The sequence below is a fragment of the Hymenobacter sp. H14-R3 genome (assembly GCF_030063445.1).
In the GTDB taxonomy this organism is placed as follows: Bacteria; Bacteroidota; Bacteroidia; order Cytophagales; family Hymenobacteraceae; genus Hymenobacter.
Genome location: NZ_JASITD010000002.1, coordinates 240,569 through 256,537, shown reverse-complemented (window position 1 = coordinate 256,537; position 15,969 = coordinate 240,569). Strand labels below are relative to the sequence as shown.

Sequence of the window (15,969 nt, the reverse complement as noted above, 5' to 3'; positions counted from 1 at the left end):
ACTAACCCTTCACCGCCGTGTCCCGCTCGCTTCTCGTTATGATGCTGGTGCTCAACTACCTGCTGGTGGTGTGCGCTAGCGTAGGCGGGCGGCCCGCGCCGCCAGTGGCGCGGGCCTACGGCTACGTGCACAGCCCCGATTGCCAGCTCCAAAACGCCTGGCGCGGCGGCAGCTGCTTCGACGATTGCAACGGTGTGCAATACCACGTGCAGAAGGGCCACAAACCCGTGCCCTTGCAGCAGCTCCTCACCTCGCTGAAGGGTGTGGACCTGCACTGCCTGCCCGCCGCGGAAGGGACGGCGGGCCGCCCGTTTGTAGGCCGCAACGCCCGGCCGCTGGCCTGGTACGCGGCCGGCACGCCGGCCGGCGTGCGGGGCCGCCTTTACGACCCGCCCCGCCGGGGATAAGCCCACGCGGCCGCCTGCCCGGCGGCGGCGGCTGGGGCGGCTGCCAGCCGCTTCGGCCACTGTGTTTTATCCCCACCAGGCAGTGCGCCGGCGTGCGCCAGGCGCTGCTATTCCGCTCATTTTCATGCATTTCCTGTCTTCCAATACCGTGGCGCTGGCTGCGGCTGCCTCGTCGGTGCGTCTGCCGCGCCCCGCTACTTCCTGTGCCGGTCTCAACCTGGCCGCCCTCAACCCCAAGGGGGCCCGCGCAGCGCTGGCTGCCGCCGCCCCCGACCAGCGCGCCCGGCACCGCACCGACCAGTCGCGCTACCAGGCCAAGTGCCGGATGGCGATGTCGTTTTAGCTGATTAGCTACTTGTAAATCAGCTTGATGAAAATTTATTGTAAGTGGGCAGCCGCCGCCACGAGCGTGCTGCTGCCCGGCTTTGCCCTGGCCCAAACTAGCGGCCAGCGCCCCCCCGCCGACAGCACCAAAACGCAGCGCCTCGGCACGGTAGAAGTGCGCGGCGAAACGGTTTCGACCAGCAAAATGACCGTTTCGGCCGAGGCTACGGCCAGTCCGGCGGCCGTTACGCTGGTGGGCCGCGCCTACATTGCCCGCCAGGCCGTAACCAGCTACGGCGACCTGCTGCGGCCGCTGGCCGGCGTGAGCGTAAGCAATTTCCAGCTCGGCGGCGTGGCCTACGGCATTCAGATGCGCGGCTACGTGGCCACCGAGCACGCCCGCGATATCGCGTTCTTTATTGATGGGGTGCCCCAGAACCAAGGGTCTAACCTTCAGGCCAATGGCTACGCCGACCTGAACCCGCTCATTCCCGAGATTATCCGGCGCATTGAGGTGGTGCGGGGGCCGTTCAGCGCCTTTTCGGGCGACCACGCCCTGGGTGGTACCATCAGCTTCGACACCGAGGACCGCCTGCCCACCAGCCTCACCCTGGAGGGCGGCACTTATGGCACGGCGCGGGCGCTGGGCATCGTGGGCCTGGGCAAGCCCGGCAGCAAGGTGGCCGCCTACGTGGTGCTCGATGCGGCCCACGGCGACGGCTACCGCGACAACGGCCGCGACAACCACCTCAACGGCCTGGCCAAGGTAACGGCGGCCCTGCCCCACGGCACGGCCACGCTGCGGGTGCAGGCCTACGGCGACAATTCGGGCTCGGCCAGCTATCTCAGCCGGGCGGCCGTGGAGGCCGGCACCCTCAGCCGCCGCGCCGCCGTGGACCTCACCGACGGCAACCAGACCCGCCAGCAGAACGCGGTGTTCAACTACAAGGGCAACAACCCCAACAGCTACTTCAGCACCACGCTCTACGTGCTGCACCACAATTTTCCGCGCTTCCGCAACGGCGGCGGGGGCCAGCGCGTGGACCGCGACGAGCGCACCTACGGCGGCGGCGACGTGCGCTACACCCGCATCACCACGCTGGGCGGGGCGCCTACGCTACTGGCCGCCGGCGTCAGCTACCGCGCCGATGCTGCTTCCGACAGCCGCTTTCCGACCGTGGGCCGCGTGCGCGGGCCGCAAACCCGCCAGCGCGACCTCACCCTGAACACGCCCTCGGCCTACGCGCAGGTGCAGTACCAGCCCCTGGTGCGCCTCAAGCTAACGGCCGCCGCCCGCTACGACCGGCTGTATTACGACGTGCGGGTGGGTAGCTTCGACGTGGCCAGCGTGGCCAATACTACCACGACTACCAACGTGGGCGCCTTCAACCCCAAAGTGGGTGCGGCCTTTAGTATCACGCCGGTAGTCAGCCTGTTTGCGAACTACGCCCGCGGCTTTAAGGGCATTGATGGCTACGGCGACCTGCCCGGCAATGCCAGCCTGGGCTTGTCGCGCCTCAACAGCTACGAGGCCGGTTTCAGCGCCGACGATGCCACCGGCCGCCTGCACGGCCTGCTCACGGCCTACCATTCGGAGCAAACCGGCGAGGTGCAGGTCGACCCGCTGGGTAACCTCACCAATTTTGGCCACACCCGCCGCCAGGGCGTGGAGGTGGAGGGCCGCTACCGCCTGGCCGAAACCAGCGCCGGCCCCACGGTTTTCGGCAACTACTCCTACGTGCAGCCCAAGCTGCTCAACGAGGCCCCCGACGATGGCTACGTCACCAACACGCCGCGCTACCTGGCCACCGTGGGCCTCGACCTGCCCCTGCTGGCCCGCTCGGCCGGCGTTAGTCGCCTGGCCCTCAGCTTATACGACCAGCTCATCGGCCCCAAGTATCTCGACCAGGCCGGCACCATGCAAACCAGCGCCTACCAGCGCCTGGCCGGCAAGCTCCTGTATACCCGCACCAGCTGGGCGGGCTTCCGGCTCTACGTGCAGGGCACGTTTTACCCCGGCACCGGCGCCCTCGATGAGATGACCTTTCTCTCGGGTGGCAGCCTGCTCACGGCCCCGCAGCCCAAGGGCACGTTTACGGCGGGCCTAAAAATTCCCATCAGCGGCTTCAACTCGACGCAGTAAAGGGGCTTTGTAGCCTGCTATGCTTGTTTAGTAAAGTGTTGATTTGTAATTAATTAACAATAGTAAAAAATATTCACCCCAACCTTTCGCTTTTCTGAGTTATGAAAAAAGTACTTGCTGCCGCTGCCCTGGTGCTGGCGGCCACCGCCCTGCCGCTGCTGGCCCACGATGCCTGGGTCGACCCGCTGGGCGGCCCCATCTACCAGGTTTTTTACGGCCACAAGGTGCCCGAAAACTACCCCGCCGCTAAGGTGACGACGTTGCAGGTGCTCGATGCCGAGCAGCATTTCCTGCCCTACACGCGCCTGCCCACGGCTAAGGGCCTGAGCATCAAGCCCACGGGGCAGCCCGCTATGTTTGTGCTCGACTTCGACAACGGCTACTGGACCAAAACCCTGCAGGACAAGGAGAGCCGCAACGTGCGCCTCACCGCCCAACCAGCCGCCGCGGGCGGCGTGGGTTCGCGCCTGTTCAAGTACTCCAAAACGGTGCTGCGCTGGCAGCCCTGGATGTTTAAGGCTGTGGGCCAACGCTTCGAGTTTGTGCCCGAGGCGTTTAGCGGCGCGCTCAGGGCCGGCCAGCCCTTTCAGGTGCGGCTGCTGCTCGACGGCCAGCCCCTGGCAAACGCCATGGTCGAAAACAACAGCAACGAGGAAGGCCCCCATACCGATGCCAATGGCTTGGTAACCATAAAGTTGGTAAAAGGCATTAACCGCCTTGCCAACGACCTCGACATTGCCCAAACGGCTGACCCCGACGCCACCCGCCTCAGCCTCACGGCCGCGCTGGTATTCGTGGCCGAGTAGGGGCGGGGCTCCGCCCGAAAAGCCGCGCCGGTTCCTTTTTTTAGCCGAAAAGGGAGCCGGCGCTGCTTTTTCGCGGCTAACTTTGGGTAATGAGATGCGCTGCATTCCGCCCGTTTTTGCCCTACTGCGCGGCTTTTTTAAGCTTGGGCGGCCTGGGCCTGGGGGCCTGCCAGCCTCAGGCGCACCCGGCCAGCGCGGCCCCACTGGCGGGGCGGGCCGCCGCCGATTCGCTCCGCCGGGCGGCGCTGCCCGATTCGCTACTGCCTACGCCCGTGCCCACCGTGGCCGGCGTGCCCGATACCCTGCGCCAGGCTATTGCCCAGCTGCACAGCGCATTGGGGCCCGAGGCGGCCGCGCTGCGGCCCGAGGTGCTGGCGCAGGCCTGCGTGGGCTACCTCACACTGCACCCCACCGGCCGCATCGAGCGGGCCGGCCTGCTGGCCGTGGCCGACATGGACCTGCCCAACTCTACCGAGCGCCTGTGGGTTATCGACCTGAAAAATGCTAAAGTGCTGCACCATAGCCTGGTAGCTCACGGCCTGGGCTCGGGCCACCTGCGGGCGCGGCGCTTTTCCAACGAGCAGAGCTCGGAGTGCACGTCGCTGGGTTTTTACCGCACCTCGGGCACCTACGGCGGCAAGCACGGTTACTCGCGCCGGTTGCAGGGCCTCGATAAGGGCGAAAACAGCAACGTCTTTGACCGCTACATTGTGCTGCACGCCGCCGACTATGCCAGCCCCGACTACCTGCGCCAGCACGGCCACCTGGGCTACAGCCGGGGCTGCCCGGCGCTGCCGCCCACGCAGTACAAGCAGATTATCAGCACGGTGCAAACGGGTAGCCTGCTGCTGGTGAGCGGGCCGGGCCTGGCCTCGCGTTGGCTCAACGGGCCGGCCGCCGGTCGGCGCTTTGCCCGGCGCGGCTGGCGCTGAGCCGGAATTATTTGGGCGAGTGTTCCGTTTGGCACTACCCAACCGGTTTCGAATCTCGTATAGTATCTTTCGAAACAGGTAGTTCGTTTTGGCGGACGCTTTCCACTTACGTTTCACGTCGAAATTGTTATGAAAAAGCATCATTGCAGCGTAGTTCAACGCCAGCGCGACGGTCGCCGCCGCTCGCAGCGCTTTGTGCGGCGCGTGCTGCCCTTTGTGGCCTCGCTGTTTTTGGCTACGCCGCTGGCCGGGCCGCTCATGCGCTCGTCGGCCCACACGCCGGCTGCTACGACTACAGTAGCCGTAGCCCTCACGCCGCTGGCCCGCTTCGATGCAACCCTGCGCCAGACCTATAACCGCTTGGGTGCCGAGCAGCAGGGCCTGCGCTTCGAGGTGTTTGAGAAGGCGATGACCGGCTACCTCAACCTGCGTGAAACCGGCCACCTGGCCGACAACCAGCAGCACCTGACGGTGGTGGACTTCGACCTGCCCTCGACCGAAAAGCGCCTCTGGGTACTCGACCTGCACAGCAACAGAATCCTGTTTCACACGCTGGTAGCCCACGGCCACAACTCGGGCGAGAATGGGGCCGACCAGTTTTCGAACACCGACCAGAGCAACATGAGTAGTTTGGGCTTCTACGTTACGGGCCAGGAGTACGAGGGCAAGCACGGTCACTCGCTCCGCTTGAAAGGCGTAGATGAGGGCTTCAACACCAATGCCTTTGCCCGCTCCATCGTGATGCACGGCGCCGACTACGTGAGCGAGGAATTCATCAAGCAAAACGGCCGCCTGGGCCGCAGCCTCGGCTGCCCCGCCTTGCCGCTCGCCCAATATTCGCAGATTATCGACGCGGTGGAAGGCGGTAGCTGCTTGTTTCTGAGCAAGTCGAACGCCGGGTACACTTCCAAATACCTGAACCAGAATGTGGCGTTGGCGGCGCTTTCATTGAAGCCGGCCAGCAACTCGTAACAGTTGTTTTTAGCCCGCAGAGGGCGCTGAGGTTTACGCAGAAGGCGCAGAAGCATACGGTCCCACAAGGGCTTTAGCCTCAGCGCCTTCTGCGTAAACCTCAGCGCCCTCTGCGGGCTAAAAACAGTCACGGCATTCGTACCAGCTGCTGATGTTGTCCGGCCAGCTCCACCTCATAAACGCCGGGCGTCAGCAGTTGGCCTTGGGCATCGCGGCCATCCCAAGACAGGGCATGAATACCAGCGGCGGCTTGAGTAGGCAGCTCGCGCACCACCTGCCCGCGCGCGTTGCGAATGCGCAGCGGCGCGGGGCTATCGGCCGCCACGTAGCGCTCGTAGTGCAAGCCTGCCGAGCCGGTGAAGGTGCGGCTATCGGGTGCGGTGAGCGTCAGGGTTTCGGGGTCAAGCTGCATAGCGGGCTCAGTGAGCAAGCGCAAATTGGCGACAGAGACACTGGCTCGCTGTGCGAGTGGAAATTGCAGCTGCAATTCGTGGCGTACGGCATCATAGTGCCACTCGGTGGCGGCTAGCGGCTGGCCTGCCAACTGCACCGCGACAGGCGCGCTGGCTACTCTGGCTATGCGTAGCTGCACCAGCCGCTGGCTGGGGGCGCCGGGGTATTTGCCCGAGGCAACGGCTGTGAAGGTGGTGTAATCATCAGTAGTACTGGCAGTTAATTCTATTGTGGCGAATTGCTGCTGCTTGAGCGCCTGCGCAGCGTGCCCATCATCTTCATACATCGTAAAAACCGAGGTCGAAACGCTAGGGTCGGGGAAGTAGCGCACCACCAGCGTGTCGGGCCGGTAGGCGGTAGTGCTGGCGCGGTAGGCCGTCATGGGCACAATGGCTCCGGCACGGGCCAGCAGCGGAATGTGCTCCAGCGGCGCGTTTAGCCCAACAGTTTGGCCGCCGGGCAGCGTTTGGCCGGTTTCCCAATCGACCCAGCCGCCGGGCGTGGCGGGCAGCACCACGTTGCGCCGCCGCTGGCCGGGCTGGTTGATGGGGGCCACCAGCAGGTTGGGGCCGAGCAGGTATTGGTCGCCAGGTGGGGCTAGGTCTGCTGTGGGGGCTGGCGTAAGAGCAGTTTTGCCCCCACCTTCTTCCACTGAACTTGGGGAAGATGCGGAGGCAGGGGAGGCGGGCACTCCCCAGTCTCCGCCATCCAATTCTTCCTTCCTAAGTCCCCATTCTTCCTTCGAAGTAAAATCCATAGCCCGTGCCAGCGGCGCGCCCGTTAGCGTGTTTTGCGCGGCCAGCGTGTAGAGATAGGGCAGCAATTCGTAGCGCAGATGCGCGTACCGCCGCACGATGCTCCTGTAAGGCTCGGGGTAGGTGTAGGGCTCGGGAGCCACCACCTGGTCGGAGTGCGGGCGCATGATGGGGCAGAGCGCCGCCAGCTGAAGCCAGCGCGTGTAGAGCTCGGGGTCTTGGGTGGCGTTGGCCCCGAAGCCGCCGGCGTCGGAGTGCATGTAGCCCACGCCCGCCTGGCCCATGCCCAGCATGATGGGCACCTGCGCTTGCAAGCCATTCCACGAGCGGTTGATGTCGCCGCTCCACGGAAACACCGAGTTGCGCTGCATACCCGCCCAGCCCGAGCGCGCCAGGTTGAAGAGGCGCTCATCGGGGTAGGTGCGGGCGTAGTTGTCCTGCAAAATCTGGGCCCAGGTCATGCCGTAGGCGTTGTGCACCTGGGCGGCGGGGCCCAGCGCGTGGTGCATGGCCAGGGGGTGGTTTTCGGGTTCGCCGAGGTCGCTCCACCAGCCGGCGGCCCCTTGGTCGTGCAGGCGCTGGTACTGCGCCCACAGCCACGTATGGGCCTGGGGCTTAAACACATCCAGAATGCTCGCCGGCCCCGCCCAAAACGAGCCCACCGTAAACGGCCGGCCCGCCGCCGTGGTGCCCACCAGCCCCTGCGTGCGCACGAGGCTATCGTTCAGCGAGGTACGCATTACGTAGGGCTCCGAAATGAGTATCGTGTGCACGCCCTGCGCTTTCAGGTCGTGCATCATGCCGGCGGGGTCGGGGAAATTGGCCGCGTCCCAGGCAAAGTCGCCCTGCCGGGTGGTGCCGCCAAACCAAAACAGGTCGAGTACCAGCGCATCGAGCGGGAAGTTTTCGCGGCGCATGCGGGCGGCCACGGCCAGCATCTGGGCCTGGCTGCGGTAGCCAAAGCGGCTCTGGATGAGGCCCAGCGCCCAGCGCGGCGGCAGCGGCTGCCGGCCGGTGAGGGCCGTGTAGCGGTTCAGGATTTCGCCCTGGTCCCGGCCCGTTACCACAAAGTAGCTCAGGCTGTTGAGGCCCCGCGCGCCGTATTCGAGGGCGTCGGGCTGCTGCTGGCCCAGGTCGAGGTAGGCCGGGGCATAGTGGTCGAACAGCAGCAGGTAGCCCCGGCTGCTGAGCACCACGGGCAGCGTCACGTTCAGGTTTTGCTCGCCGTTCTGGTAGCCGTAGTGGGCCTGGTTGTAGAGCTCCAGCCGGTAGCCGCGCCGGTCGAGGGGCAGGGCGCGGGCCCCCGTGCCATACAGCCGCTCGCCCGGCGCGAGGCGAAAGCGCACCCCCGTGCCCACCCCCTCATCCGCGGCGTAGCCCGGGCGCTGCGAGTCCGGTCGTGGGGGCAATTGGGCGGTGCGGGGCTGGCGGCGAAAGGGCGCGGCGGCTTCGCTGAACAGGATATCGCTTCCATATTCCCAACTGACTTGCAGCGAGCTTTTTTGAATAATTATAATGCCGTGGTTGGTGCGTAGGCGAACCGTGGTCGCCGTGGCCGACGAAGGGTTGGCGAGCAGCACTACATGCTTCCCATCTGGTGCCCTTACCGTTACTCCGTCTGTGTGAGGTAATGTATTGTTATTCAATACACTCAGTGATGAATCAGCCACTGGCTGCCGACCGGGCGCGAAGTAGTTGATTTTCACGACGCCTGTACCCCATTCCTGTATTTGCCGGCTACTGCCATCGGTAGCCTGGATTGTTAGTAGCCCTTTTTCTGTGTCAAATGAGTGCGACTCATACCGTCCGCCCGGCACCTCCCGCGCCCGCACCGGGCGGCGGCCAAACGGGTCCTGGGTGGGCGGCCGGTCGCCTACTTGCTGGGCGTGGGCGGGCGTGGCGAGCAACAAAACCGCCGGAAGCAGCCAGCCGGCGCGGTAAAGAAACGGAGACAACATAAGGCAAGGGCAGAAGGCCGCAAAGGTCCACACCACACCGCCGCTAAGCCCAGCCAGGAACAATCGGGCGGGCGGCGGGCTTCTTTGAAAAGCAGCTAATTATGAGCTTGCCCTGACTTTTTAGCTGGCCCGCTGCCGGCCGCGGCCCGCCTGCCCCCGACATTTGCCCCCACCCTCTTGCTCTACCGCTCACCGGGCTATCCGGTGGTTGGCTGCCTTCTTATTCTACTACTAATGCCCAATCCTACTACTTTTTCGGCGGTGCCGGCGGCGGCCTCGCCGTATGCCGCGGTTTTCATTGATTTTGAGAACGTTTACTATTTTCTTAAAAACCACTACCTCGACCCGCAAGACCCCCACGACTACGCCCTCGACTTGGTGCGCGCCCTGCGCGACACGCTCAAGCGCGAGCTGGGCCTCGATTCGCTGGTGCTCTACGCCTACGCCGATTTCGACCGCCTGCCCACCGGGCCGCAGGGCCCCCTGTACCTCATGGGCGTGGATACGCGCAACGTGCTGGGCACCGACCATAAGAACGCGGCCGATATGCAGCTCTGCATCGACGCGCTGGAGGTGCTCTACACCCGGCCCGATATCGGCACGTTTGTGCTGGTGGCCGGCGACCGCGACTACATTCCGGTGCTGCAACACCTGCGCCGGCAGGCCCGGCAGGTGAAGGTGGTGGGTTTCCGCGAAAGCGTGTCCGGCGACTTGCTGCTGATGCTGGGCCAGGAGCACTTCCTCGATGCCCGCCGGCTGCTGCCCGCCGAGCGCCTCCAGGCCCTCGAAGACCACCGCGCCGCCCGCCTGCAACTGGCCGAAGATGCCCGCCGCCTGCGCGCGCAGGGCACCGTGGGCGTGCCCACCGCCGCCGCCCGCCAGGCCGCCCAGGATGCGGCCGATACCCCGGCCCCAACCACCCAGGATGCGGCCAGCACCCCGGCCGCCGCGCCCGTGCGCCCGGCCCCCAAGCCCCTCAGCCTGATGGACCAGCTGCTGCAAGAGCCGGCCACCTTCCTGCCCATCCGGCGCGTGATGCTGCCCGACGAGCGCCGCTGCCTGGAATTCCTGCTGGAGCAGATGCAAAAATTTGGTAACCAGCAGAATGCGTCCGAGATATGGGCCAGCCCTTTCCTGCGCCGCCTCACCGACGTGCTGCCCGAACTGCCCGACTGGGAGCGCCGCCAGCTGCTCACCCACCTGCGCGACGCCGGGGCCGTGCGCATCGAAAAGCGCGAGGGCGAGCCGCACCCCTTCTCCGTTATCCTCGTCAATTACCAGCATCCCGACGTGCGGGAGCTGAACCCTGGGGAAGATAAGTAGGTAGTAATCAGTGCAAAATCTGCTGCTAAAAAGAAGCCTCTTGCTGAGGCTTCTTTTTAGCAGCAGATTTTGCTGGGCCTAGCAATTGTGGTGCTACTTGGCTCCGCCAGTGGGAGTGGTAGTAGTGGTGCCACACCAGTCTTTGGGTTTTGGGTCGCACTTCTTATCGCGGTCGAAGCAGGACGTGAGCGCGAAGCTCGTGAGCAGGGCCAGCAGGGGCAGGCGCAGGTGGGTAAAGAATTTAGGCATGAGTGGTAGTGGGGTTTTGGAAAATAAGCAGCTGGTACGTTGTGGGGAGCCCCGCCGAATGCAACAGGTTGCAGCGCCGCCAAAATATACCGGATATTTCCCGAAACGCAACTAAATCAGCCTATTGACCCAGCTCAAACAGCGGGAACGGTTGCAAGCCGGCGTACTTGCTGCCCAGCTTGGGCAGCTCGTCGCGGTGCACTCGCAGGTAGGCGTTGTAGGCTTTGGCGGCGGCATCATAATGGGCGCGGTAGCCTACTACGTTGTGGTCGGCAGCCTGCACGGCTTCCACGCGGTCGCGTACTCCTTCGGTGGGGGCATTGCCGCCGGGCGCGGCAATGGTGTACACGTGCCTCAGCAGCGAGTCCTGCGCGGTATCGTACTGGTCGATGAGCGCCGACGAAGCCATTGTTGTGCGGGTGTAGCGCTGTTTCTGCACGCTGGCGCGTTCTGCGCGCAGCTGAGCCAGCCGCGGCTGGTTGGCCCCGGGGTACTTGCTGAGGTCTTGCAGCAGCTCGCGCAGGTTGTCGAGGGTTTTATCGTCGCTGGCCACCATGCGCTGCCAGTTTACGTTGGCCGAGTCGCGCAGTACGTCGAGCTGGGCGCGCACGGCCGCCGGCGAGGCGGGGCTGGCGGCGGTGGTGGTGCTTTTGGTGGCATCGGGCTTGCACATGGGCAGCACGGCGAGGGTCAGCAGACCGGCAAAAAGAACGGCTTTCATCAGAACCAAACGAATACCCGGCGGTAATAAGGTGCGGCCGGGGGCACCAAATTACGGCCCCGCGCGCCCGCCTGCCCCCGGCCGTACCTTTGCGGCCGTTTTTAGTGCTCGTTTTCCCCTCGTTTTTATGGCTGATTTAACGCCCCTTTCCCAACTCGGCGAGTTTGGCCTCATTCGCCGCTTGCAGCGCGACATTGCCCTCACGCAGCCCAGCACCGTCCTGGGCATTGGCGACGACGCGGCCATTCTGGCCCCGCCCGCCGGGCAGGAGGTAGTCTTAACTACCGACCTGCTGGTGGAAGGCGTGCACTTCGACCTATCGTTTTCGCCCCTCAAGCACCTGGGCTTCAAGGCAATAGCCGTCAACGTGTCCGACGTGGCCGCCATGATGGCCACGCCCACCCAGGTGGTGGTGGGACTGAGCCTGCCTGGCCGCTTCACCGTGGAGGCCGTGGAAGAGCTGTACGCCGGCATGCGCATTGCCTGCGAGGCCTACGGCGTCGACCTGGTGGGCGGTGACACCACCAGCAGCCGCGGCGGCCTGGTTATCAGCGTTACGGCCTTGGGCATGGTGGCGGCCGGCCAGGCCGTGCGCCGCTCGGGCGGCAAGCCCACCGACATCCTCTGCGTATCGGGCGACCTCGGCGGGGCCTACCTGGGCCTGCAAGTGCTGGAGCGCGAAAAGCAAGCCTTTTTGGCCGACCCCGACACCCAGCCAGAACTCGATAACTACGACTACGTGGTGCAGCGCCAACTGCGCCCCGAGGCCCGCCTCGACATTATGCACGAGCTGCGCGAACTGGGCGTGCAGCCCACCGCCATGATTGACATCAGCGACGGCCTCGCCTCCGAAGTGCTGCACATCTGCGCCGCCAGTGGCACCGGCGCCCGCGTATTCAGCGAGTACCTGCCCCTGGCTAACCCCACCCTCGAAGCCGCCGCCGAGTTCAACCTCGACCCCATTATGGCCGCCCTCAACGGCGGCGAAGACTACGAGCTGCTCTTTACCATCCCCGTTGGCGACCACGCCAAGATTAAAAACCACCCTGATATTACCGTTATCGGCCACCTCACGGAGCACAACGACGCGGTAAATCTCATCACTAAAGCCGGCCAGGCCGTGCCGCTGCAAGCGCAAGGCTTTAACCACTTTGGGGCGCGCTAGTGCCGCAAGGGCGCACCTGGCACGAAGTTGGGAGGTGAGTAGCCGTGTTTTCTGCGGGCTATTCCGTAGCTTACCCGTCTTGTTCTAGTTGCCTCTTCCCACCCGTTTTTCCTGCTTCCCAATGAATGTATCAGTACGCCTAGCGGGCCTTCTGCTTTTGGGGGCAATGGGTAGCTACCGAACGGCCCACGGCCAGTGTTTGCCCCTTCAAACTCTAACCAAGGACCTCGCCGAAGGCCACCTGACGCCCCAGACGCTGGGGGCCAGCCTGCCCACCAGCGAGTGGGAGCTGCATCAGCCGCCCACGGGTGCCGTGTACTGGGCGTTTAGCGCGCCCGCCAACCCGGGCGCAACGCCCGCTGCCCCCGACACTCGCCTGGAGCTGCGCCGCAGCAACCAACAGGCACAGTTCGATGTGGTGTACAAAACGCCCCGCAAAGCCTGTGTCAGCGAGTTGCGGTCCGAGTTGCGCCGGGCCAAGCTCAAGGCCGAGCCCGTCACCTGCTTGCAGTGTGAGGGCGAGCGCTTTACCGCGCCCACCTATACCGTGACGATTTATAGCCAGCAGGAAAACTTCAACCAGGGCAAGGCACCGTACCCGTTTGTGGTGGTGGTGCACTCGCTGGCGGGTGGGCCGCCCGCCGCCAACTAAGTAGTAGCCAGGGCCAGGGCCGGCAACGCAGCCGCAGGTAGCGGGTAGGTAAAATCCTACCCGCTACCTGCGGCTGTTAGCGTAAAAACCTTTCGCATAACAACAGCTGTGGTTGAACGAAGAGAAGCAATAGTTCGGCTATTAAGGTGGTGGGCAACATAAGCCAGTAGTTAGCTTTGTTGTTTGCCATTATTCCCGTTAATTGCGGGGTCTTACTTTTTCATGATAAAATACTACTTTTGGGGATTGTGTTGCCTGTTGCTGTCGTTGACGGGGCGGGCACAAAACGGTGCCAGCATTTCGGGCACTGTTCAAACGGAGGCCGGTACGCCGCTGCCCGGTGCCACCGTGTTTTTAAAAAGCACCTACTTGGGGGGCAGCACCAACGAGGAGGGCCGCTTTGAGGTGCGGGGCGTGCAAAACCGCTTTCCGGCCATCCTGGTGGTGTCGTTTGTGGGCTACGAAAACCAGGAGTTGAGCCTGACCCAGCCCGATAACAACATTGAGGTGACGCTACGGCCCGCCACCCTGCTCACGCAAAAGGTGGTAGCCGCGTCGCGCGTGGAGGAAAACATTGGCCAGGTGCCAGTAACCATCGAGAAAATCGACCAGCGCCAGCTGGGCCAGCTCACCACCCCCGACCTCGTGGCTGGCCTGGCCCGCTTTAAGGGCGTGGATATCAGTAGCTCCAGCCTGCTCACCACCAGCTTTAGTACGCGGGGCTTTAACTCCTCGCGCTCGGAGCGCGTGATTCAGCTGGCCGACTACATGGATACCCAGCTGCCCAGCCTGAGCAGCTACTTTGGCAACCTGCTCGGCACGCCGGTGCTCGATATTGCCAGCGTCGAGCTGGTGCACGGCCCGGCCTCGGCCCTCTACGGTGCCAACGCCTTCAACGGCGTGCTGCTCACCAACTCGCGCGACCCCTTCCTCAACCCCGGCCTGACGGTGCGCCTGCGCGGCGGCAACCGCAGCCTGCTCGACGGCCAGCTGCGCTACGCCCAGAAGTTTGGCGAGCGCGTGGCCTTCAAAATCTCGGGTGGTGCCACCGTGGCCGACGACTTCCTGGCCGATAGCCAGGACCCGACTTCCCTGCTCATTGAGCCGGCCAATAATCCGCGCGGCTCCAACCTGGGCTACGATGCCGTGAACCGCTACGGCGACATTGGCAATACCTTCACTACCGGCGCGCTGGCCGGCAAAACGGTGTTTTTGCCCGGCTTTACGGAGCGCGACCTCGTGGCCAACGACAACAAGGCCCGCTCGTATAAAATCGCGCCCAGCCTGTCGGTGCTGCTCGGCAGCAGCAGCAAGGCTACCCTCGACTACCGGTATGCCAACGCTACCACCTCCTACCAAAGCGCCAGCCGCTACCGCTTCGTAAACAGCGGCGCGCAGCAGGGCCGCTTGCAGGTGGAGGGCCGCAACTGGTTTGTGCGGGCCTTCTCAACGCAGGACTTCTCGGGCGGGCGCGACCCGCAGACCGATGGCTCCTACAACCTGGGCTTCCTGGGCGGCTTTCTCCAAAACCAGCAGGCCCTGGACGCCACCGGCCAGCCCGTAGCAGGGGCCAACGGCCAACCGGTGACCTATGCCCAGCGCTATTTCGGTACCTACGCGGCGGCCTACACCGCCGCCCTTGCGGCCAACGGCGGCAATGCCGACGCAGCGGCCCTCGCCGCCCACACCGCGGCCGACACCAATGCCCCGCTGCTGCAACCCGGCACGCCGGAGTTTGCCGCCGCCCGCAACGCCCTTATTCACAACCCGACGCAGGGCCAGGGCGCGCGCCTCGTTATTCGCTCCGTGCTCAACGAGGGCAGCGGGCAGTACACGTTTAAGAATGACGTTGCCGACCTCACGGTGGGCGCGGCCTACCGCCAGTTTCTGCTCGGCTCCGACGGCAGCCTTTTTGCTGACACCAAGGACGGCGACCGCATTAAGAACTACGAATACGGCGGTTACGCCCAGGCCATCAAGCTACTGCTCAACGACCACCTGAAGCTATCGGTGGCCGGCCGCCTCGACAAGTTTCAGAACTTCGGCACCGCTTTCTCGCCCCGTGCTTCGGCCGTGTACTCGGTGGGGGCCGATAAGCAGCAGAACTTCCGCGCCAGCTTCAGCCGCGCCTTCCGGGCACCTACCCAAAACGACCAGTATATCAAGCTCGACGTGGGCCGCGCCTTCTTGCTCGGCAACGTAGGCGGTGGCTTCCAGGGCTACACGCCCGCCCTGGGCGGTGCCATTGCCGCCAACCCCGGCGTGCTGGCCGGCGACCTAACGGCCTACAACTACAGCAGCCCGGCGCTCAAGCTGGAACAGGTAAATACGGTGGAGGTGGGCTACCGCGCCCAGCTCAGCCAGGAGCTGTCGGTGGATGTGGACTACTTCTACAACACCTACAACAACTTCATCGCCACCCAGAACTTCATCGGCAACACCGACGGCAGCCGGCCCACGGCCGCGCAGCTTGGGGCCGCCGCTCCCGGCCGCTTCCAGCGCAACACCCTGCCCACGCGCATCATCCAGATTGCCACCAACGTGGACCAGCGCGTGCAGAGCCAGGGTGCGGGCCTCACGCTGAGCTACGTATTTTCGCCCGCCCTCACGCTAGCCGGCAACTATAGCTTCAACGACCTGATTACGAATAATTTTAAGGCCGGTACGCAGTCGTTTTTCAACACGCCGCGCCACAAGTTCAACCTCGGCCTCGATGGCCAGGCCCTGGAGCGCCGTCTGAGCTACAACTTAAACTACCGCTGGGCCGATAGCTTCCTTTACGAATCGACCTTCGCCACCGGCCCCGTGCCCGTGGCCCAGACCGTGGACGCGCAGCTCGGCTACACCATTAAGGCGGCCCACACCACCGTGCAGGCCGGCGTCACCAACCTCTTCGATAACTACAACCTGCAAGTGTACGGCGCGCCTGGTTACGGCCGCCTGGGCTATTTCGGCCTGCTATTCGACATCAAATAGACCGCAGATTCAAACGGATTTAACGGATTTCGCAGATACGCCCCTGCGGGGCTGACTACGCTAGCTGCCCGATAGGACACTGTCTGATAGTGGTTCCAAAGAAAAAGCCGCCCTGTTCAGGGCGGCTTTTTTT

General features: G+C 64.3%; 13 protein-coding genes. 10 read left to right on the top strand and 3 right to left on the bottom strand.

Annotation, left to right across the window (positions count from 1 at the left end; genetic code table 11):
- Positions 1-17: 17 nt before the first annotated feature.
- The 6 genes from QMK33_RS03155 to QMK33_RS03130 all read left to right on the top strand — a co-directional run bounded on the left by QMK33_RS03155 (position 18) and on the right by QMK33_RS03130 (position 5,584).
- On the top strand, positions 18-407 hold the full coding sequence (locus QMK33_RS03155; RefSeq protein ID WP_283563093.1) for a hypothetical protein: 390 nt from the start codon (positions 18-20) through the stop codon (positions 405-407).
- Positions 408-531: 124 nt separating this feature from the next.
- Positions 532-750, top strand: coding sequence for a hypothetical protein (locus tag QMK33_RS03150; protein WP_283563092.1), 219 nt, complete (start codon positions 532-534; stop codon positions 748-750).
- Between the two features lie 27 nt (positions 751-777).
- Entirely contained in the window at positions 778-2,874 is a 2,097-nt protein-coding gene (locus QMK33_RS03145; RefSeq protein ID WP_283563091.1) for a TonB-dependent receptor, read from the top strand.
- Between the two features lie 101 nt (positions 2,875-2,975).
- Entirely contained in the window at positions 2,976-3,680 is a 705-nt protein-coding gene (locus QMK33_RS03140; RefSeq protein ID WP_283563090.1) for a DUF4198 domain-containing protein, read from the top strand.
- A gap of 89 nt (positions 3,681-3,769) precedes the next feature.
- Entirely contained in the window at positions 3,770-4,612 is an 843-nt protein-coding gene (locus tag QMK33_RS03135; protein ID WP_283563089.1) for a murein L,D-transpeptidase catalytic domain family protein, read from the top strand.
- A 129-nt stretch (positions 4,613-4,741) separates the two neighbouring features.
- Entirely contained in the window at positions 4,742-5,584 is an 843-nt protein-coding gene (locus QMK33_RS03130) for a murein L,D-transpeptidase catalytic domain family protein (RefSeq protein WP_283563088.1), read from the top strand.
- 127 nt (positions 5,585-5,711) lie between these two features.
- On the opposite strand, the gene QMK33_RS03125 is transcribed toward QMK33_RS03130, so the two are convergent.
- On the bottom strand, positions 5,712-8,750 hold the full coding sequence (locus QMK33_RS03125; protein WP_283563087.1) for a TIM-barrel domain-containing protein: 3,039 nt from the start codon (positions 8,748-8,750) through the stop codon (positions 5,712-5,714).
- A 234-nt stretch (positions 8,751-8,984) separates the two neighbouring features.
- On the opposite strand from QMK33_RS03125, the gene QMK33_RS03120 reads away from it, so the two are divergent.
- Positions 8,985-10,073 carry an NYN domain-containing protein gene (locus QMK33_RS03120; protein WP_283563086.1) on the top strand — a complete coding sequence of 363 codons (1,089 nt, stop codon included), beginning with the start codon at positions 8,985-8,987 and terminating at the stop codon, positions 10,071-10,073.
- Between the two features lie 93 nt (positions 10,074-10,166).
- Here QMK33_RS03120 and QMK33_RS03115 read toward each other — a convergent pair whose 3' ends face one another.
- Positions 10,167-10,322: a hypothetical protein gene (locus QMK33_RS03115; protein ID WP_283563085.1), complete on the bottom strand. Its 156-nt coding sequence runs from the start codon at positions 10,320-10,322 to the stop codon at positions 10,167-10,169.
- 121 nt (positions 10,323-10,443) lie between these two features.
- Positions 10,444-11,043, bottom strand: a complete 600-nt coding sequence (locus tag QMK33_RS03110; protein ID WP_283563084.1) for a hypothetical protein — start codon at positions 11,041-11,043, stop codon at positions 10,444-10,446.
- A 127-nt stretch (positions 11,044-11,170) separates the two neighbouring features.
- Between QMK33_RS03110 and thiL the strand changes: the two genes are divergently transcribed.
- The 3 genes from thiL to QMK33_RS03095 all read left to right on the top strand — a co-directional run bounded on the left by thiL (position 11,171) and on the right by QMK33_RS03095 (position 15,836).
- Entirely contained in the window at positions 11,171-12,208 is a 1,038-nt protein-coding gene (gene thiL, locus QMK33_RS03105) for a thiamine-phosphate kinase (RefSeq protein ID WP_283563083.1), read from the top strand.
- Positions 12,209-12,407: 199 nt separating this feature from the next.
- On the top strand, positions 12,408-12,860 hold the full coding sequence (locus QMK33_RS03100) for a hypothetical protein (RefSeq protein WP_283563082.1): 453 nt from the start codon (positions 12,408-12,410) through the stop codon (positions 12,858-12,860).
- Between the two features lie 222 nt (positions 12,861-13,082).
- Positions 13,083-15,836 (top strand): TonB-dependent receptor, encoded by a 2,754-nt coding sequence (locus QMK33_RS03095; RefSeq protein WP_283563081.1) that lies wholly within the window; start codon positions 13,083-13,085, stop codon positions 15,834-15,836.
- Positions 15,837-15,969: the final 133 nt, after the last annotated feature.